19 protein-coding genes are annotated in these 17,838 nt (G+C 57.7%); 9 read left to right on the forward strand and 10 right to left on the reverse strand.

The features are described 5' to 3' along the window. The first annotated feature begins 5 nt into the window (after nt 1–5). The 3 genes from queC to SynBIOSE41_RS17375 are packed head-to-tail and all read left to right on the forward strand — an operon-like array spanning nt 6 to nt 2,823. Nucleotides 6–686, forward strand: coding sequence for a 7-cyano-7-deazaguanine synthase QueC (queC, locus tag SynBIOSE41_RS17365; RefSeq protein ID WP_186539100.1), 681 nt, complete (start codon nt 6–8; stop codon nt 684–686). After that, a complete protein-coding gene (locus SynBIOSE41_RS17370) occupies nt 683–1,990 on the forward strand; it encodes an anthranilate synthase component I family protein (protein WP_186539101.1) in 1,308 nt (435 codons plus the stop codon). Before queC ends, SynBIOSE41_RS17370 begins: the two co-directional genes overlap by 4 nt. After that, nucleotides 1,987–2,823 (forward strand): aminotransferase class IV, encoded by an 837-nt coding sequence (locus tag SynBIOSE41_RS17375; protein WP_186539102.1) that lies wholly within the window; start codon nt 1,987–1,989, stop codon nt 2,821–2,823. The genes SynBIOSE41_RS17370 and SynBIOSE41_RS17375 overlap by 4 nt, the downstream gene beginning before the upstream one ends. A gap of 14 nt (nt 2,824–2,837) precedes the next feature. Here SynBIOSE41_RS17375 and SynBIOSE41_RS17380 read toward each other — a convergent pair whose 3' ends face one another. Together SynBIOSE41_RS17380 and SynBIOSE41_RS17385 are read right to left on the reverse strand one after the other, a co-directional pair. Then, the gene (locus SynBIOSE41_RS17380; protein ID WP_186539103.1) at nt 2,838–3,659 is read right to left on the reverse strand and encodes an HAD-IIB family hydrolase; all 822 of its coding nucleotides are present in this window, start codon (nt 3,657–3,659) and stop codon (nt 2,838–2,840) included. Next, nucleotides 3,656–5,386 carry an alpha-amylase family glycosyl hydrolase gene (locus tag SynBIOSE41_RS17385; RefSeq protein ID WP_186539104.1) on the reverse strand — a complete coding sequence of 577 codons (1,731 nt, stop codon included), beginning with the start codon at nt 5,384–5,386 and terminating at the stop codon, nt 3,656–3,658. The genes SynBIOSE41_RS17380 and SynBIOSE41_RS17385 overlap by 4 nt, the downstream gene beginning before the upstream one ends. A gap of 69 nt (nt 5,387–5,455) precedes the next feature. Here SynBIOSE41_RS17385 and SynBIOSE41_RS17390 point away from each other — a divergent pair, with 69 nt between their 5' ends. Together SynBIOSE41_RS17390 and SynBIOSE41_RS17395 are read left to right on the forward strand one after the other, a co-directional pair. After that, complete coding sequence (locus SynBIOSE41_RS17390) at nt 5,456–6,751, forward strand: glycosyl transferase (RefSeq protein ID WP_186541407.1); 1,296 nt, start codon at nt 5,456–5,458, stop codon at nt 6,749–6,751. Nucleotides 6,752–6,967: 216 nt separating this feature from the next. Beyond that, entirely contained in the window at nt 6,968–7,213 is a 246-nt protein-coding gene (locus tag SynBIOSE41_RS17395) for a DUF1830 domain-containing protein (protein ID WP_067327000.1), read from the forward strand. A gap of 28 nt (nt 7,214–7,241) precedes the next feature. Here the strand turns inward: SynBIOSE41_RS17395 and urtE are convergent, their stop codons facing one another. The 8 genes from urtE to ureE all read right to left on the reverse strand — a co-directional run bounded on the left by urtE (nt 7,242) and on the right by ureE (nt 14,403). After that, the gene (gene urtE, locus SynBIOSE41_RS17400) at nt 7,242–7,952 is read right to left on the reverse strand and encodes an urea ABC transporter ATP-binding subunit UrtE (protein WP_186539105.1); all 711 of its coding nucleotides are present in this window, start codon (nt 7,950–7,952) and stop codon (nt 7,242–7,244) included. Next, a complete protein-coding gene (gene urtD, locus SynBIOSE41_RS17405; RefSeq protein ID WP_186539106.1) occupies nt 7,949–8,722 on the reverse strand; it encodes an urea ABC transporter ATP-binding protein UrtD in 774 nt (257 codons plus the stop codon). Before urtD ends, urtE begins: the two co-directional genes overlap by 4 nt. Then, nucleotides 8,719–9,846: an urea ABC transporter permease subunit UrtC gene (urtC, locus tag SynBIOSE41_RS17410; protein WP_067326961.1), complete on the reverse strand. Its 1,128-nt coding sequence runs from the start codon at nt 9,844–9,846 to the stop codon at nt 8,719–8,721. The genes urtD and urtC overlap by 4 nt, the downstream gene beginning before the upstream one ends. A gap of 3 nt (nt 9,847–9,849) precedes the next feature. Continuing rightward, nucleotides 9,850–11,004 carry a branched-chain amino acid ABC transporter permease gene (locus SynBIOSE41_RS17415; RefSeq protein ID WP_186539107.1) on the reverse strand — a complete coding sequence of 385 codons (1,155 nt, stop codon included), beginning with the start codon at nt 11,002–11,004 and terminating at the stop codon, nt 9,850–9,852. Nucleotides 11,005–11,105: 101 nt separating this feature from the next. Continuing rightward, the gene (gene urtA, locus SynBIOSE41_RS17420; protein WP_186539108.1) at nt 11,106–12,410 is read right to left on the reverse strand and encodes an urea ABC transporter substrate-binding protein; all 1,305 of its coding nucleotides are present in this window, start codon (nt 12,408–12,410) and stop codon (nt 11,106–11,108) included. Between the two features lie 234 nt (nt 12,411–12,644). Beyond that, nucleotides 12,645–13,247, reverse strand: a complete 603-nt coding sequence (gene ureG / locus SynBIOSE41_RS17425) for an urease accessory protein UreG (RefSeq protein WP_186539109.1) — start codon at nt 13,245–13,247, stop codon at nt 12,645–12,647. After that, nucleotides 13,247–13,918, reverse strand: a complete 672-nt coding sequence (locus tag SynBIOSE41_RS17430; RefSeq protein ID WP_186539110.1) for an urease accessory protein UreF — start codon at nt 13,916–13,918, stop codon at nt 13,247–13,249. Before SynBIOSE41_RS17430 ends, ureG begins: the two co-directional genes overlap by 1 nt. After that, nucleotides 13,915–14,403, reverse strand: a complete 489-nt coding sequence (ureE, locus tag SynBIOSE41_RS17435) for an urease accessory protein UreE (protein ID WP_066908961.1) — start codon at nt 14,401–14,403, stop codon at nt 13,915–13,917. Before ureE ends, SynBIOSE41_RS17430 begins: the two co-directional genes overlap by 4 nt. Nucleotides 14,404–14,502: 99 nt before the next feature. Between ureE and SynBIOSE41_RS17440 the strand changes: the two genes are divergently transcribed. Genes SynBIOSE41_RS17440 through ureC form a run of 4 tightly spaced genes read left to right on the forward strand, consistent with a single transcriptional unit; the run spans nt 14,503 to nt 17,827 of the window. Further along, nucleotides 14,503–15,462, forward strand: a complete 960-nt coding sequence (locus SynBIOSE41_RS17440; RefSeq protein WP_186539111.1) for an urease accessory protein UreD — start codon at nt 14,503–14,505, stop codon at nt 15,460–15,462. A gap of 18 nt (nt 15,463–15,480) precedes the next feature. Beyond that, nucleotides 15,481–15,783, forward strand: a complete 303-nt coding sequence (locus SynBIOSE41_RS17445; RefSeq protein WP_066908813.1) for an urease subunit gamma — start codon at nt 15,481–15,483, stop codon at nt 15,781–15,783. A gap of 10 nt (nt 15,784–15,793) precedes the next feature. Next, the gene (locus SynBIOSE41_RS17450; protein WP_066908810.1) at nt 15,794–16,114 is read left to right on the forward strand and encodes an urease subunit beta; all 321 of its coding nucleotides are present in this window, start codon (nt 15,794–15,796) and stop codon (nt 16,112–16,114) included. A gap of 3 nt (nt 16,115–16,117) precedes the next feature. Further along, nucleotides 16,118–17,827 carry an urease subunit alpha gene (ureC, locus tag SynBIOSE41_RS17455; RefSeq protein ID WP_186539112.1) on the forward strand — a complete coding sequence of 570 codons (1,710 nt, stop codon included), beginning with the start codon at nt 16,118–16,120 and terminating at the stop codon, nt 17,825–17,827. Nucleotides 17,828–17,838: the final 11 nt, after the last annotated feature.

The raw sequence follows: 17,838 nt of genomic DNA on the forward strand, positions 1-17,838 counted from the left end.
ACAGCATGACCGATTTCACAGCGATTGCCCTCTTATCTGGCGGCCTGGATTCCGCCACAGCGGCAGCCCTGGCGATTGAAGCAGGTGGGCGGGTGATCGGGCTCTCCTTCGATTACGGCCAACGCCATCGGCGGGAACTGCAGGCAGCCAACACGATCGCCGAAGCTCTGAAGCTGGCCGAGCACCACACCATCAGCGTGAACCTGGCCAGTTGGGGTGGATCGTCGCTGACTGACCAGCAGCAGGCCTTACCGACCCATGGGGTGCAGGAGGGAGTCATCCCCAACACCTACGTCCCAGGCAGAAACACTGTTTTCATCAGCATCGGCCTCAGCCTGGCCGAGGCTCGCAACGCCGAGCGAGTGGTTCTTGGGGTCAATGCCGTGGACTACTCGGGATATCCCGATTGTCGGCCCGACTATCTGGAGGCTTTCCAGACCCTGGCAAATCTCAGCAGCAGGGTTGGCCGCGAGGGACATGGCCCCCGGCTCTGGGCACCACTGGTGAAATGGAGCAAGCAACGCATCGTGGAAGAAGCCCTGCGCCTGGGGGTACCGATTGCGTCCACCTGGAGCTGCTACAGCGGAGGAAGCAGACCCTGCAGCGTCTGCGACAGCTGTCGCATCCGTGATGCGGCTCTGCGCGATGCAGGTCGCCCCGATCTGTGCAGCAGCGCAAGCCGATGACCCTGCTGCGCAGGCGTCTGCCCTGGCTCGAGCCGGCCTTGGTCGCGGAAAACCTGGCTGACCTTCACGGTGAAAGCGGCCTGATCTGGCTCGATGGAGATGGCAGCGACCTTGGACGGCACATCACCCTGGCGGTTGATCCTCTGGAGCAGTACTGCTGCAGAGGGCTGCCGGGTGACCCAGGAGCGACCAATCCCTTCACGACCTTGCGGCAACTCAAGGGCGGCCACTGGACTGGTTGGCTCAGCTACGACGCTGCCGCCTGGACGGAACCCGGAAACCCCTGGCGCCGTGATGAAATGGCAACCCTCTGGATCGCACGCCACGATCCTGTGCTGCGCTTTGATCTCAAAGCCAGAGAGATCCATCTGGAAGGCGTCGACCCCGTACGCCATGTCGCCATGGTCAGGACACTGGAGAACCTGGACATAGCCAAAACCACTTCACTGCCTAGGAAGACGCTTGGATGCAGCTGGCATCGACACAGCGACCGCTCCACATACAAAGCGGGCGTCAGCACAATCCGTGAGCTGATTGCCAGCGGCGATCTGTTCCAGGCCAACCTCACCAGCTGCGCAAGCAGCACGCTCAGAAACAATGTCAACAATTTGGAGCTGTACGGACGGTTGCGCGATCAATGCCCCGCTCCCTTCAGCGGTCTGCTGGTTGGCAGCGGTTCTGCCACAGGTGAAGCGGTTCTCTCCACCTCCCCCGAGCGCTTTCTGCAGGTGGAGGCCAGCGGCGCAGTCCAGACAAGGCCGATCAAAGGAACCCGGCCGCGCCATGCTGATCCGCGCATCGACGACGACCTGGCAGCAGACCTGGTGTGCAGCGCCAAAGATCGCGCCGAAAACGTGATGATCGTGGACCTGCTGCGCAACGACCTTGGTCGTGTCTGCCGTCCTGGATCCATCCAGGTGCCAGACCTCGTACGGCTCGAGAGCTATGCGCGCGTGCACCATCTCACCTCTGTTGTCACAGGTCAGTTGCATCCGGACGCGTCTTGGGTGGATCTGCTGGAGGCCAGCTGGCCAGGGGGGTCGATCACGGGAGCACCCAAGCTGAGAGCCTGCCAAAGGCTGCATGAACTGGAAGCGCAGGGCCGTGGCCCCTATTGCGGCTCGCTGCTGCACCTCGACTGGAACGGCCGCTTCGACAGCAACATCCTGATCCGCACCCTGCTACGTAAAGACGCGCAGCTACGGCTGCATGCAGGTTGCGGAATTGTGGCTGACTCCGACCCCGAAGCGGAAGCGGACGAGCTCGACTGGAAGCTGCTGCCCTTGCTGGAGGCACTGACATGACGGCAACAATCCTCGGCTGGCATAACGGCGAGTGGGGCAGTGCCGATGACCTGCGAATGCCGCTTACGGATCGAGGTCTGCAGCTTGCGGATGGATTGTTCGAGACAGTGCTGGTCCAGAACGGAAATGCCCAGCTGCTGAGTGAACATCTGCAGCGGTGGCGGCGCGGCGCATCACTGCTCGGAATGGCAGCTCCTCCTGCTCGCCCCTGGCTAGAGCAACTAACTGATGAAGCCATCTCTCGAGCAGGCCTGAACACCGCCGCTACTGCAGGGGCGATGCGTCTCAACTGGAGCCGCGGCAGCAGCGCTGGCCGAGGAATCGGCTTAGCAACCGGTGATCCAGATCCAACTCAGCACCGCTTCTGGCTCACCCTTCAACCCCATCAGCTGAATTTTGAACCCGCTCAGGCCTGGATCAGTGTTCAGGAACAACGCAACGTCAACAGTGTTCTCAGTCGTTGCAAAACACTCGCCTACGGTCAGGCGATTCAGGCCAGGCGGGAAGTGCAGGCGCGGGGAGCAGAACTGGCCCTGCTGCGCAACACAACTGGTGATCTCTGCTGCGGCGACAGCTCCAACCTGCTGGTGAAACGACAAGGCGCCTGGATCACCCCACCGCTGAGCAGCGGTTGCCTGCCAGGTGTGATGCGAGCCAAAGCACTGGAACAGAGACTCATCAAAGAGACGACGATCGGTCCGGAGCTGAGAGCCAATGACCAGGCGCTATTGATCAACAGCCTGGGCTGCATATCACTGAACAGCGTAAACGGAATGGACCTGGATCCATATCCCGAGCCAGAACAGCTGTGGCAACAGCTGCTCGATGGCTGAAGCAGAACTGGCTTTCAGGCAAGCACCGTGTCGTTGTCCTGCAACCCTGGGATATAGCGCAGCACAGCCGCCGACCAACCCTCGCCATGGGGTGCAGGCGCCAGTTGATAACGACCCTCGGCCACTCCGTTCTTCAGCTCGGGATGCGGTCCGGTCGGTCCTGGAACCACCACAGCACAGTCGCCGGCATCCAGCAGTGGCAGGTCGTTGGGCGAATCGCCCAGAGCCAGCACCTTCACGTCCGGAACTCCCTGGCGTTGTTTGAGGGTCTTCAGTGCCTGGCCCTTGCTGACGCCAGCACCCAGCAGATGACCGAGACGATTGCCCTGCACCACGCCCAGCTGGCGCATCGCAGCCAGCCCCTGAAGTCGATGGCGAGATTCAGGGGTCTTCGGCGGAACGAAGGGAACACTGCACTGACGGCGCTGTGCTTGCCGTAAGGCCTCACCACTGAGGCCTAAAAGTCGATCAGCCTCGCTTTCACTGAGATCGTCCAAAGCCTGGAGCGGTTCGCCGAGCTCACGCTCAAGATCAGCAAGTTGCGGTCTGAGCTGTCTCCAGGATGGACCTAAGTCATGGTGCCAAAGCTCACCAGTCGCGGATTCTCCATAGATGGCTCCACCATTCTCGACGATGAACGGATCGTGCAGATCCGCCAACTCACGAAAGCGGAGCACCTCCTCTGCCGTCTTGCTCGTGCAGGGGATCACAGGAATGCCATGACGCTGCAGACAAAGAATCACGTCCATCGCGGCGGACCAGTCGTAATGATGATCCATGAGCGTGCCATCGAGATCAGTCACAACCCACCAGTTGGAGTGTGGAGTCACCGTCATGGCTGCACCAGCCAGAGCACGGCATACGGCTCCAGTGAATGTCTCCTCCGCGGCGCGAACTGCTGATCAGTGAGGCGATCGACCCAGACCCGATCATCTCGACCGCCCAGAACGGTGGGATCAAACGTGAGGCGAGAGGCTGTGAAATTGTGGACAGCCACCAGAGTGTGGCCCTGATGGGAGCAGCGAAGGACGACACGATCCACGCGATCCACACTGAGCACATCCAAAACGCTGTCCGGATGCAGTGCAGGCAGCTCAGCCCGCAGCGTAAGCGCATGGCGCAGAGCCCTCAACACAGCGGTGGCATCACTATCGGGATCATCAAGGCGCCGCTCCAGAGCCGCTGCTTTGAATTGAGGACGGTTGAGATCCCTGCGATGACCACTTTGACGAAAGCGAGCCAGATCGTTTGGACTGGCCAGCAAAGCTGGTAAATAAAAAGCGGGAATGCCAGGAAGCACCAACTTCAGCATTTCGGTGAGCAGAAAACGCTGGCGCTGAAGATGAGCTGGGTCGAGACCGCCATCGGCCATGGCGCTCCACCAGCTGATGTTGATCTCATAGGGAACGTCCTCCCCATCAGCGAGACGACGATGACTCACCAAGCCACCTCGCTGCTCACAGGCAATCAGCAGATTCAACAAACGCCGCTGGGGCATCAGTCCCTCCAGTGGCCTTAACCCCACACCGTCATGGCAGGCCGTGAAGTTGAGCAATGCAGTGGAGTTTGGCAGTTGGGGCCAGCGCGAGAGCCAGCGATTGAGCAAATCAGCAGAACCGCTCATCGCGGCCTCCATTAACAGGGGAGGAAGCGGGAAGTTGTAGGCGAGATGGGCTTCCCGACCACTTCGTAAGTAAGAGAGGTTCTCCTCCTCCGGAACATTCGTCTCCGTCACCACTACGCCTCGACCCGCACAGGCATGCGTGAGCAGATGACGCAGCACCTCAACGAGCCGATGAACCTGAGGACGGTGAATGCAGGAAGTATTCGGCTCCTTCCAGACGAAGCCAACAGCATCGAGTCGAATCCAGCGCACACCATGGGCGAGCTTCTGCTTCAACAAACGCGTGAAGCCCAGCAGAACTTCAGGACAACGCCAATCCAGATCAACCTGATCCGGTCCGAATGTGGTCCACACCTGACGCTGACCCCCAGAGCTCTGCAGATGGGTGAATAGCGCTGAACTACGAGGGCGGACCACGTCGTCCCAGCAGGGATCAGGGGCAGCCTCAAGCACACAGGAGCAACCAGGCTGCTCATCTCGCAGAAACTGACGGACCCACGGATGGGAGGCAGAAACATGGTTGAGCACCAGATCCGCCATCAAGCAACGCCCCTCTGCCAACGCAGCAAGGTCAGTCCAGTCGCCATGACGTGACTCCAACTGCTCATGACTCGAAACGGCAAACCCCCCATCACTGGTGGACTCAAGAAACGGAAGCACATGAATCACAGGTGCAAAAACCTGCAGATGGCGGTTCACAAAGCTGCGAAGCCCCTGCAATCCAGGTTTTGCATCATCGACGACAGAATCCGCATAGGTGATCAACACCACATCGTCTCCGTTCCAGCAGTGATTCGCGACTGCCGGGTCGGCATGTGCTGAAGCCGGTCCGAGAATTTGCAGCAATTGCGACGACAACTCTTGGAGATCGACGGAAGAATTACTGAGGTAGAGATCTCCTAGCAGGGTTCGCAGCGTTTGATCGCGCGGAGGCTGCATCAGGTTCCACCAGAACGTCGTTCAGGTATGGAACAGGTTCTTCTCCTCTGTTGTCGCATCGAACACCGCATGGATTTTCAGCAAAGCCTGATCACCACGGTTCATGATTACAGCCTTGGCAATCTCGACGCCATCGACTTCAACAAGGAGCTGCGGCAAAGGCCTACCGCCCTGCTGATTCCTTGCCTGATGGAGGAATTCAAGCGGCCGGCCCTGAGCCTGATTCGCGACACACTATCGACGCTCACAGGACTATCCAGCCTGGTGATTGCCCTCTCCGCCGACAGCATCGACGACGTCAATGCAGCCGAAGCCTTCTTTGCAAACATGCCTTTCCAAGTGCAGGTGCACTGGACCAACGGCCCTGCTGTGCAGGACGTGCTCTCCTCCATGGCCAGCCTGGGGCTGGATCTGACGGGCCCACCCGGCAAAGGCTGGGCTGTCTGGCAAGGTCTGGGAGTGGCCTGCCAGCAGGCGGAAGTGATCGGCTTGTTTGACGCAGACATCCGCACCTTTGGTTCCGGCTATCCGGAGCGAATGCTGCGACCACTGCTCAACCCATCCCATGGAATGGCCTATGTGAAGGCCTTCTACAGCCGACTCTCCTTAGAGACACAGGCGCTGCAGGGGCGCGCCACACGACTGTTCGTCGGCCCCTTACTGGCAAGCCTGGAACAGATTTTCGGCGCACTGCCCTACCTCCGCTACATCCAGACCTTCCGTTATCCACTGGCTGGTGAATTCGCTTTCACGCGCGACCTGGCGATGAACCTGCGGATCCCTTCCGACTGGGGACTGGAGATGGGACTGCTCTCCGAGGTTTATCGACACGTTGCACCCAGCCGGATCACGCAGGTGGATCTGGGGTTGTTTGATCACAAGCACAAAAGCCTGGGAAACAAACCAGACGAAGGCCTGCAACGCATGGCCAGCGAAATCTTCTGCACCGTGCTGCGCAGCCTGATGGAACACGAAGGCTGCGTGATGTCGATGGATCAACTGCCCACACTGGAGGTGCTTTACCGGCGTGTCGGAGAAGACAGAGTGCGTCAATTCGGGCTCGACTCCGCCATTAACCGTCTTCCCTATGACCGTCATGGCGAGGAGCTTGCTTTACACCGGTTTGCAGACCTGCTGCGCCCAAGCCTGAGCGGTCTGCTGGCTTCTCCGATCGCCCATCAGCTCCCCAGCTGGTCGCGACTGAACAGCTGTAATCCATCCTTTGCAATGGATTTGGCAACAGCTGGCAGAGTCGGGCGCCAGTCACCGAGCTACACACCCAGCGCCATCAGGCTCAGACGACCGAACCATTCACCAGCAAGACACGAAGATCAGGCCAAAGCAGCAACAACCGCAGCAGCGTGAGGCTGACCGTGAAGCAAGACCTTTCTTGCCAATCAGTGAACAGAAGATAATGGGTGTTACACAGCGAACTGTAAGCAATGTTGCGACAACTACCAAATCGAAGGATTTGGTATCAAGCGCGCAAAATTGGAATATTGCCGAGGCTGCTTTTGTGACGAATCAGACATTTGACCTGTCAGATTTTGACGACATTGGATGAATGAGTTTTCCAACAAGATGATCGAATGCGTGTACCGCAACAACACCAACAAGATGGTGATTATGAAGTGCATTGGGGAATCGCACTTTTACCTGGAAAAGGTTGTCATGCCCAAAGAGATGTTCTGGTTTCAAGCCCCACAAGAGGCTCGGTTGGAGCTCTGGCTGATGTCGCCACAAGGCCAGATGCTGGATGTACGAGCCTATGCAGCCGACTACGCGATGGACAATGATCAAATCCCCGAATCAGCGATGGCAAGTTAATGGAGGCCAATGCCATTGAACTCTTTGATCAAACACTGAGAAACTGATCAACGACTGATTGACTCAGCTCTTGCGTTGGGCCACTGGCAACAATGCCGCCACGTTGCATGGCGTAATAACGATCTGCCTGACGAACAAAGTGCAAATGCTGTTCCACCAGCAAGACACTGATTCCAGCCTGGGAAATGATCTGTCGCACTGCCGATTCGATATTAGAAACGATATTGGGCTGGATCCCTTCGGTGGGTTCATCCAGTAGGAGCAATTTGGGTTTTCCAAGCAGCGCGCGTGCAATCGCCAATTGCTGTTGCTGACCACCACTGAGGTCCCCACCCTTGCGAGTAAGGAAATCCCTCAGAATCGGGAACAAGTCGTAAACGAAGGGATCAATCCCTCGTTGGCGGTCCAGACCTCCCGGCAGCGCCTCCATACCGAGCATGAGGTTCTCCTCAACTGTGAGCTGCGGAATGATTTCGCGTCCCTGAGGCACATAACCCAAACCAGCATGCGCCCGCTGATGCGGAGCCTGACGATCGAGGGGGATGCCGTTGAAAACGATCTCACCACGACGTGGTCGCAGTAACCCGATCAGAGATTTGAGCAAGGTCGTTTTGCCGACCCCGTTGCGACCAATCAGACAAACCATCTCACCAGCCTTTACGGTTAGATCGACATCGCGAAGAATGTGACTCTCCCCGTAGTAGGTGTTCAGACCGCGCATTTCCAAAAGCGTTGTCATCCGTTGTCCTCCTCTGTGGTTCCGAGATAGACCTCAATCACACGTGGATCGGCCTGCACCTGATCCATCGTTCCTTCACAAAGCACATGCCCCTGGTGCAACACCGTCACTGGGCTCTCCAAACGACGGATGAATTCCATGTCGTGCTCGATCACCAGCACGGTGTGATCCCCAGCTAATGACTTGAGCAGATCTGCGGTGAGATCAGTCTCCTCATCAGTCAGACCAGCAACCGGTTCATCCACCAGCAAGAGATCGGGATCCTGGCCAACAAGCATGGCAATCTCTAGCCACTGCTTTTGACCATGCGACAACGAACCGGCAACCCAGTCTGCTCGGTTTTGCAGGTTGACGATACTCATCAAGTGATGCACCTGATCCCTCTTGCTGGCATTCAGGCCGCCAACCAGCAGCGACCAGGGCTGCTTCGGCTGATTCACAGCCAGCACAAGGTTGTCCTGAACGCTCAAGTGTTCAAACACCCTTGGACTCTGGAACTTGCGACCGATGCCCATGCGAGCAATGCGGTGCTCTGGACGTCCCAGCAATGAACAGCCTTTGAAGACAACATCGCCTTCCGTTGGTGCCGTCTTGCCCGTAATCACATCAAGGAATGTGGTCTTGCCGGCGCCATTGGGGCCGATCACCGCCCGAAGTTCGCCAGGAGCCAGGCTGAGGTTGAGGTCTCTCAGAGCCAGAAAACCATCAAAGCTGACAGTGATCTGCTGCAGCTCCAACAGAGCTTCGCCTCCTGTTGAGAGCATGGTCATGGCTGCACCTCCTCCTGACCATCGAGCTCAAGCCTTGGATAAGTCGCACTAGGTCGAGAGAGTCCTACACGATTCAAAAGATTGCCTGGACCCTCCCCTCGGAACCAACCAATCACCCCTTCCGGGAGCGCGGTCACCACGAGGATGAACAAACCGCCCTGAATGAAGAGCCAACTTTCAGGCATCGCCTCACTGACGAGACTCTTGGCGAAATTAATTACCACAGCACCGAGAATCGCGCCCACCAGAGTTCCGCGACCTCCAACCGCAACCCAGATGACCATGTCAATCGACATGGGCACTTCCATGAACTGCGGCGACGCACTTCCCGACTGAACGGTGTAAAGCGCACCGCCAATGCCAGCCAATGCACCGGCGAGTCCAAACACAAACGTCTTGAACAACGTTGGGTTGTAGCCGGCAAAGCGCAATCGCGGTTCGTCATCACGGATCGCGATCAACACATCACCAAAACGACCACGCACCACCCACCGCAATAAAGCCCAGATCAGAATCACCACCACAGCGGTGACCCAGAAGAACCAACGCTGCATCAAATCGGAGCCAACGTACTGGCCAAACAATTTCGTGGCCGGGGTTTGCAAACCGTTCGTGCCGTTGATCAGCTTCTGCTGGCCATTGAAAAAGTTGTAAAAAACAAGCAATGCTGCCTGAGTAAGGATCGAAAAGTAGACACCTTTGATCCGATTACGGAACACAAGGCCACCCAGCACAGCGGCAAGAATCCCGGGAATCAACCAGATCGCCATCAGCGCGAACCAAGGCGAGGCGAAGGGGTGCCAGAAAAATGGCAGCTCCTTGACGCCATAAAGACCAAAAAACTCAGGGATACCGTTGGGCAGATCACCTGCGTTGCTGAGCTGGAGGTACATCGCGGCGGCATAGCCACCGAGCGCAAAAAAGATGCCCTGACCAAGGCTGAGCAGACCGGTGAAACCCCAGATCAGATCGATCCCGAGAGCCACGATCGACAGAGACAGAAATCGTCCCAGCAAGTTGAGCCTGAACACAGGCAAGACAGCGGGCGCCGCCACGATCACGGCGATGATCAGCACCCACAAGCAGACGATCGTCCAGCGACGATGAGAAAAGGAAGAAAACATCGATCAGACCTCCACCATGCGTCCCTTCTGCGGGAAAAGACCGGCAGGACGGAACTGGAGGAACACAACGATCAGAGCGAAAATCATCACCTGAGCCATGCTCGTTGTGGCGAAAAAGCTCACCAACTGCTCCAGCGGTGCCGGCATCTCGGGCCAGAGCGTGAGCAAGCGACCAGCACCGATCAGATCCGTCAACAAACCGATTGAAAAGGAAGCAAGAACAGTGCCAAGCAGGTTTCCGACCCCACCCAGCACAACAACCATGAAACAACCAACGATGTAAGACGTCCCGACGTTGGGGCCAACCGACCCCAGCAGAGACACGGCCACTCCAGCCACTCCAGCGAGACCGGATCCGATGCCGAAGGTGAGCACGTCAACGGTGTCGGTGGGGATTCCGAGGCAATCACTCATCGAGCGGTTCTGGGTGACGGCACGGATGCGCATTCCCCAGACACTGCGATTCAAAAACAAGCTGACACCAACCACCGCGAGAACGGTCATCACGATGATCACCAAGCGAGGGACAGGAAAGGTCAGGTCCATCCACTCAAGTCCGCCACGCATCCACTGCGGAGCCGTGACATCCACATTGCGTGCATCCGCTCGAGCTATGCGGTTGATCTGCGAAGCCAGAACCCCTGCAAGACAAACCCCAAAACAGGCCGACAGAGCCCAGGAGCCAAAACGAATCAAACGCGCACGCTTCGCGATCAACCACTGAGCGGGAAGCACCAACGGCAAACCAAATCCGCTCACCAGAGCGAGGACCAATCCTGCGGCATAAGCCATCGGCACACTGCGCACAAACTGCTGCAAAATCAGACTGACTCCCCAGGTAGCCAGCAGTGTTTCCAGAGGGCTGCCGTAAAGACGACGAATGACGGTTCGCTCTAAAAGGATGCCGACGACACCGCTGACGACAAAGGCCAGGGGAATCGCAATCAACACATAGACGTTGTAGAAGGGCTGCATTGCAGGCAGCTTGAAGATGAGCTGCACCACATAGGTCGTGTAGGCCCCGAGCATGATCAACTCACCATGGGCGAGGTTGATCACGCCCATCAGGCCAAACACAATCGCCAATCCAAGTGCAGCCATCAGCAGGACCGAACCGATGGCGACACCATTGAACAGGCTTTCAAAAAGCAGTTGCACGGAAGTCGGGACTGAAACAGTCGGTGGAACAACAAAAGGAGGAGTCCCATGAGGAACTCCTCCAAAGACCAATCAGTGATCAGTCAATGAATGAAACTGAATCAGAGCTTGTACTTACCGCCTTTAGAGGAATCGGTGTGGTCACAGGCATAGCCACTGGAATCAGGGTGGATCTGGTTCCAAGCCTGCGGTGACACAGGACCATTGGTCTCTTCAAGGATCGCGAACTGACCGTCTTTGGTGATCTGACCGATCCGAACCGTCTGAGAGAGGTGATGGTTTGGCATCACTTTCACAGGACCCTGAGGTGCATCAAACTCGATACCAATCAGCGCTTTACGCACTTTGTCGTCGTCAAAGCTATTGGCTTTTTCGACAGCAGCTTTCCAGAGATACACCATGTTGTATGCCGACTCTTGCGGGTCAGCAACCATGCGATCGGCGCCGTACTTGGCCTTGAAGTCTGCAGCAAACTTCTTGGAAGCAGGTGTATCGATCGACATCATGTAGTTCCATGCGCCGTAGTGACCCTCAAGAAATTCAGGTCCAATCGTGCTGATTTCTTCTTCAGCGATGGAATAACTCATCACGTAATAACCATTGGCCGGTGTGATCCCAGCATCTTGTATCTGCTTGAAGAAAGCGACGTTCTGGTCGCCGTTGAGGGTGTTGATGATGACGCCACCATCCGGGAGGGCTTTTTTGATCTTGGCGATAATTGGAGCTACCTCTGTATTCCCTAGAGGCAGATAATCCTCGCCGACAACCTTGCCACCGAGCTGCTCAACCTGCGCCTTGGTGATCGTATTGGACGTGCGAGGGAACACATAGTCCGATCCAACCAGGAAGAAGTCCTTACCAGCAGCAGGTGACTTCTCATACATGAATTTGGTGGCCGGTTCCGATTGTTGATTCGGGGTTGCGCCGGTGTAGAAGATGTTGCTCGAACATTCCTGGCCTTCGTACTGAATCGGGTAATACAGGAAGGCATTCTTCGACTCATAGACCGGCAGCATTTCCTTCCGGCTGGCTGAAGTCCAGCCACCAAAAACAACTGGCACCTTGTCTTGGTCGATCAGCTTCTTCGATTTCTCAGCGAAGGTCGGCCATGTGGATGCACCATCTTCAACGATGGTTTCAATGATGTATTTCTTGCCATCAACCTCAACGCCCCCGGCAGCGTTGATTTCTGCGATGGCCATCTTCTCGGTATCAACGAGGGTCTTCTCCGAGATGGCCATGGTGCCTGTCAGAGAATGAAGGATGCCAACAGTGACAGTGCAATTTCCTTCGTCATCACAGGTGGCGTTGGTGGCCTGACCGCCACCTGCACATGCCGTGACACCGAGGCCTAGAGAGACAGCAGCCAAGCCAGAAAACAACCGCTTGGACAAAGAATTACTCATGAAATCCTCAATTCAGGATGCTCGCCGAATGGCGGAAGTGACTGAGTAAGACTGATTCAAAATCAGTTTTGTATTAACGAGAACATAATGACGTTAAGGGTCTTGAACAGTGCCTAAGCAAAGTAACTATTGCGACAAATGCGCATCAAGCAAGGAATGAGATTACATCCACTTACACCAAAAGTAATTCGGTATCAACGACAGCAAAAGCAATGACAATTATTGAATACGTCTTTAATTTGGTAGCTGTTGTATCAGAAATCCAACAACAGAATCCAGGCCTTCTCCGCTTTGGAGATTGGTGAAGCACCAGGGACGGCCTGCACGCATTCGTTGGGCATCACGCTCCATCACCCCCAAGTCGGCTCCAACGAAAGGTGCCAGATCGATCTTGTTGATCACAAGCAAGTCTGAGCGGGTGATGCCTGGGCCGCCCTTGCGCGGGATCTTGTCACCAGCAGCAACATCGATCACGTAGATGCACAAGTCCACCAGCTCAGGACTGAAGCTGGCGGCCAAATTATCGCCACCGCTTTCCACCAACACCACATCCAAGTCGGGAAACTGGGCTTCCAGCTCAGACACCGCAGACCGATTGATCGAGCAATCCTCCCGAATCGCTGTATGCGGACATCCTCCAGTTTCGACTCCACGGATCCGCTCTGGCTCCAAGGCCCCTGCCTGGGTCAGAAACTGAGCATCCTCCTGGGTGTAGATGTCATTGGTGACAACAGCCAGCTGCAACTGATCGCGCAGCTCTCTGCAAAGAGCCTCAACCAATGCGGTCTTCCCCGAGCCCACCGGTCCGGCAACACCTAAACGAAGCTTGCTAGCCATCAACTTCGAAACAAGCGGGAATACAACTCAGCATGGGCCAGCTGCGCCATCGAGACGCCAACACCACTGTTCCAAAGCTCATGGGGGTGAACAGCAGACAACTGTTCAGCCACATCCACGATCTGGGGGAGCAGGCGTTGCTGCAGAACCTGGGCTCTTGTTGGCCCCAATGGCACTAAACGCACAGCAGCACTGAGTTGATTGGCAACCCAGCCGTAGAGATAGCCCTCAACCATTTCCCGCTCAGCGACCTGCAGAGCAACGGAGGCCCATGCCCATGCAGCAGGCCATGCCAGAGGAAGCGCTTCTGGAAGAGGGTGACCCAGGTCTGCGAGCAGCACAAGCAACGAACCACCCATCTGACGCTGTTGGGCACGCAGCTCTGCAGCTTCGCGCGTCGCCAACAGCCAGCCATCCAGATCAATCACCCGGGTTCGCGCACTGGCATCAGCACTGGCCTGCCAATGCCTCAGATCAGCTGCCAACTCCGGGAGCGCTGCGGCTTCGAGGCGCAAGCCACCCCGCTGAAGCTCTGCAGCAAGCCACAGCTCAATCCCATGTTCATCCCTGAGAGCACCGGATTGAATCAACACCTCCAATCCCTCGGAATAACTGAATGCACCCACGGGCAGCGCCGGACTGACCATCTGCAGCAAGGCGAGCGATCTCATGCAGGAGCGAGTCCATGAGGATGCGAATGAACTCCGCCATAGGCACCACCATCGGGAACAAATGGCCGTTCACAGGTACCCACCTGAAGTCCACGACTCGTCAACATCACGGCCAACACCGAATCCTCAAGCAGCAGAAGCTCCTGTTCATGCAGCTCAAGCGGAACATGACGGTTTCCAAGGTGATAAGCAGCCTGCAGGAGCTCAAGCGGCGAAGCCGCGCGAACCCGCAACAGCCGTTCTGGTGCTGCGATCACTTCCACCTGCAAACTGCGCAATCCATCCAAAAGGAGATCTCCCGGCTGGAGAGCACCATCACGAGGCAGCTGCAGCAACAACTCCCTGCCGCAGCGGGTGCGACGGCGGCCACGCAAAACCGTGCGTTCGTCTGCGGTGAGCGGCAGTTGCAAACGACCGACCGCCTCGGCCTTGGTCCATCCGCCGGCCAATTGGCGGTGCTCCAGCACGATCACAGGTTCAACCAACACCCTTCCCTGTCCGGCCCTGAGCCTGCCTATGACCCAAGCCTTCTTTTCGTGTGCATTGCTACAGAGTGATCGCTGAGAGCCATCGAGCTTGGTGTGATGCAACGCCTCGATCCCTGGCAGGGACACTGCCGTCTGAAGTTTATTCAGCAAGGTGAGAGCACCATTCACCAGGGCGGCTGCAGTGCTCCCTTCAAACTGCTGCGCGCAGAAGTCGGCACTGACGGCCGCCGTGAAATCCCACTTCTGCACACTGCTGGCGGACTGGTGGGCGGGGACCAGCTCAACATCAGCCTTGATCTCGAGGCCAACAGCCGCAGCCTGATCACCAGCGTCGCAGCTCAAAAGGTGTATGGCTCCATCGGTCGCAGCCGCCTGAATCCTCAGGGATCCTGGGCTCGACAAGAAGTGAATTGCCAACTCTCCAGCAACAGCGATTTGGAATGGCTTCCCCAGGAACTCGTGGTCTACGCCAACGCCCTCTATGAACAGCAACTCAGCGTGCGACTACCGGAGGATGCCTCGTTCCTAGGAGCCGAGATTGTTCGCCTGGGCCGAACAGCCGCTGGCGAAACACTGCAGCAAGGCCGCTGGCGGTCGTCGTTGAGCATCCAAAGGGTGAGCGCAAACCAATCGGAGCCGCAGTCCTGGGAACTGGTGGACAGGCTTGAACTGGGGGACTCAAGCCTCCAGGATCTCCACGGCCTGCATCACCAACCAGTGTTCGGAACTCTGATCTGGGCCGCTCCAATCCCGCTGTGTGCCCACATCCTCAAGGACTTGGTTGCTGCTGCGCGTGACGATCGCGAGGGGCTTGAAGGCACGATGCGATGCGGAGGTCTCCAGCAGGGATTCATCGCCCGCTATACAGGTCCATCCAGCAGAGATGCCCGTTTCTGGTTCAGCCGCATCTGGAGACGGACCCGTTTGTTGAGAAACCTGAACGAGCCAAAGACTCCACGGGTTTGGCCACTGCAGGAACAGCCCTTGCAAGCACAGCCTTTGCAACGATCACTGTTCACAGCGAACCATGCGCTCGGACCAACGGCGACACACTGAAGTTGACCCAGGTTTCCCATGCAACTCAGTCCCCAGGAAAAAGACAAACTCCTGATCGTGACCGCAGCACTGCTGGCCGAACGACGCCTCAAGCGCGGCCTTCATCTCAATCATCCTGAAGCCGTGGCCTGGCTCAGTTTTCTGATCCTCGAGGGTGCCCGTGACGGTAAAAGTGTTGCCGATCTGATGCAGGAAGGGACCACCTGGTTGCGCCGCGATCAGGTGATGGAAGGGGTCTCCGAACTGGTGCAAGAGGTGCAGATCGAGGCTGTCTTCCCCGATGGCACCAAGCTCGTGACGCTCCACGACCCGATCCGCTGAATACTGACCAATGACCCCCTTGATTCCTGGCGAACTTCTCTGCGAACCCGGCGAGATCGAACTCAATGCGGGCCGGCCCACCACCACCATCAGCGTTGCCAACAGCGGTGATCGACCTGTGCAGGTGGGCTCTCATTTCCACTTTGCGGAAGCCAATGCAGCCCTCCAGTTCGATCGAGCCGCGGCCCGCGGCCAACGGCTCGACATCCCTGCAGGAACCGCGATCCGCTTTGAACCGGGAGACAGTCGCGACGTCAACCTGATTCCGTTCGCCGGTGCCCGTCGGGTGATCGGTTTCAACGGCCGCATCAACGGACCACTCGACGCCTGAACCATGCCCTACCGCATTTCCCGACAGGCTTACGCCGAGACCTACGGCCCCACAACCGGTGACCGCGTGCGTCTTGCTGACACAGATCTGATCCTGGAGGTGGAACAAGACTGCACCGTCTATGGCGATGAGGTGAAGTTTGGCGGCGGCAAGGTGATCCGCGATGGCATGGGCCAGTCGCAGACATCACGAGCTGCAGGAGCCGTTGACACGGTCATCACCAATGCTCTGATCCTCGACTGGTGGGGAATCGTCAAAGCCGATGTAGGTCTCAGAGATGGCCGCATCGTGGGCATCGGCAAAGCCGGCAATCCCGACACACAACAAGGTGTCACCATCGTTGTGGGCCCAGGCACCGAAGCGATTGCGGGCGAGGGCCACATCCTCACGGCAGGTGGCATCGACACCCATATCCACTTCATCTGCCCCCAGCAGGTCGAAACGGCGCTGGCCAGCGGCGTCACCACCCTCATGGGCGGAGGAACGGGTCCGGCCACAGGCACCAACGCGACCACCTGCACCCCCGGAGCCTTCCACATCGGCAGGATGCTCCAGGCCGCCGAGGGGCTTCCCGTGAACTTGGGATTCTTCGGCAAGGGCAATGCCAGTACTCCGGAAGCCCTCGAAGAGCAGGTGCGCGCCGGTGCCTGCGGTCTCAAACTGCATGAAGACTGGGGCACCACACCAGCCACAATCGATACCTGTCTTTCCGTCGCTGATCGGATGGACGTGCAGGTCTGCATCCACACCGACACGCTCAACGAAGCCGGTTTCGTTGAAGACACGATTGCCGCCATCAAGGGGCGAACGATTCACACCTTCCATACCGAGGGCGCCGGTGGCGGCCATGCACCGGACATCATCAAGATCTGCGGCGAAGCCAATGTGTTGCCGAGCAGCACCAACCCCACAAGGCCCTACACCACCAACACGCTCGAGGAGCACCTCGACATGCTGATGGTCTGCCACCATCTGGATCCGAAGATTCCCGAAGACGTGGCCTTCGCCGAGTCACGCATCCGTCGCGAAACGATCGCCGCTGAAGACATCCTTCACGACCTGGGCGCCTTCTCGATCATCGCCAGCGACTCCCAGGCCATGGGCCGTGTCGGCGAGGTGATCACGCGAACCTTCCAGACAGCTCACAAGATGAAGCTGCAGCGCAGCGCACTGCCGGAAGACTCCGATCGCAACGACAACCACCGCCTCAAGCGCTACATCGCCAAGGTGACGATCAATCCCGCAATCGCCCATGGCATCAGCAACGAAGTGGGATCCATCGAAACCGGCAAGCTCGCTGATCTGGTGCTTTGGAAACCAGGCTTCTTCGGCATCCGACCTGAGCTGGTGATCAAGGGCGGCTCGATTGTGTGGGCCCAGATGGGAGACGCCAATGCCTCAATTCCGACTCCAGGGCCCGTGCACGGCCGCCCGATGTTCGGCGCCTTCGGCAAAGCCCTGGCTCCCAGTTGTCTCACCTTCGTGAGCGAAGCCGCGATGGATGCCGACATCCAACGCCAGCTAGGTCTGGAACGCATCTGCATGGCGGTGAAGGAGACCCGGAGCGTGGGCAAGAGTGCGCTCAAGCTTAATGCGGCCCTGCCCAAGGTGAATGTGGACCCGCAGACCTATGAGGTGTTCGCCGATGGCAACCTGCTCACCTGCGAGCCCGCCGAGACTCTGCCCCTCGCCCAGCGCTACCTCTTGTTGTGAATCACTCCCTG

This window comes from Synechococcus sp. BIOS-E4-1 (genome assembly GCF_014279995.1).
Taxonomy (GTDB): Bacteria; Cyanobacteriota; Cyanobacteriia; order PCC-6307; family Cyanobiaceae; genus Synechococcus_C.

Coding starts and splice junctions, on each gene's coding strand:
- queC (WP_186539100.1), top strand. CDS start 6: ATGACCGATTTCACAGCGATTGCCCTCTTATCTGGCGGCCTGGATTCC.
- SynBIOSE41_RS17370 (WP_186539101.1), top strand. CDS start 683: ATGACCCTGCTGCGCAGGCGTCTGCCCTGGCTCGAGCCGGCCTTGGTC.
- SynBIOSE41_RS17375 (WP_186539102.1), top strand. CDS start 1,987: ATGACGGCAACAATCCTCGGCTGGCATAACGGCGAGTGGGGCAGTGCC.
- SynBIOSE41_RS17380 (WP_186539103.1), bottom strand. CDS start 3,659: ATGACGGTGACTCCACACTCCAACTGGTGGGTTGTGACTGATCTCGAT.
- SynBIOSE41_RS17385 (WP_186539104.1), bottom strand. CDS start 5,386: ATGCAGCCTCCGCGCGATCAAACGCTGCGAACCCTGCTAGGAGATCTC.
- SynBIOSE41_RS17390 (WP_186541407.1), top strand. CDS start 5,456: ATGGATTTTCAGCAAAGCCTGATCACCACGGTTCATGATTACAGCCTT.
- SynBIOSE41_RS17395 (WP_067327000.1), top strand. CDS start 6,968: ATGATCGAATGCGTGTACCGCAACAACACCAACAAGATGGTGATTATG.
- urtE (WP_186539105.1), bottom strand. CDS start 7,952: ATGACAACGCTTTTGGAAATGCGCGGTCTGAACACCTACTACGGGGAG.
- urtD (WP_186539106.1), bottom strand. CDS start 8,722: ATGACCATGCTCTCAACAGGAGGCGAAGCTCTGTTGGAGCTGCAGCAG.
- urtC (WP_067326961.1), bottom strand. CDS start 9,846: ATGTTTTCTTCCTTTTCTCATCGTCGCTGGACGATCGTCTGCTTGTGG.
- urtA (WP_186539108.1), bottom strand. CDS start 12,410: ATGAGTAATTCTTTGTCCAAGCGGTTGTTTTCTGGCTTGGCTGCTGTC.
- ureG (WP_186539109.1), bottom strand. CDS start 13,247: ATGGCTAGCAAGCTTCGTTTAGGTGTTGCCGGACCGGTGGGCTCGGGG.
- SynBIOSE41_RS17430 (WP_186539110.1), bottom strand. CDS start 13,918: ATGAGATCGCTCGCCTTGCTGCAGATGGTCAGTCCGGCGCTGCCCGTG.
- SynBIOSE41_RS17440 (WP_186539111.1), top strand. CDS start 14,503: ATGCAACGCCTCGATCCCTGGCAGGGACACTGCCGTCTGAAGTTTATT.
- SynBIOSE41_RS17445 (WP_066908813.1), top strand. CDS start 15,481: ATGCAACTCAGTCCCCAGGAAAAAGACAAACTCCTGATCGTGACCGCA.
- SynBIOSE41_RS17450 (WP_066908810.1), top strand. CDS start 15,794: ATGACCCCCTTGATTCCTGGCGAACTTCTCTGCGAACCCGGCGAGATC.
- ureC (WP_186539112.1), top strand. CDS start 16,118: ATGCCCTACCGCATTTCCCGACAGGCTTACGCCGAGACCTACGGCCCC.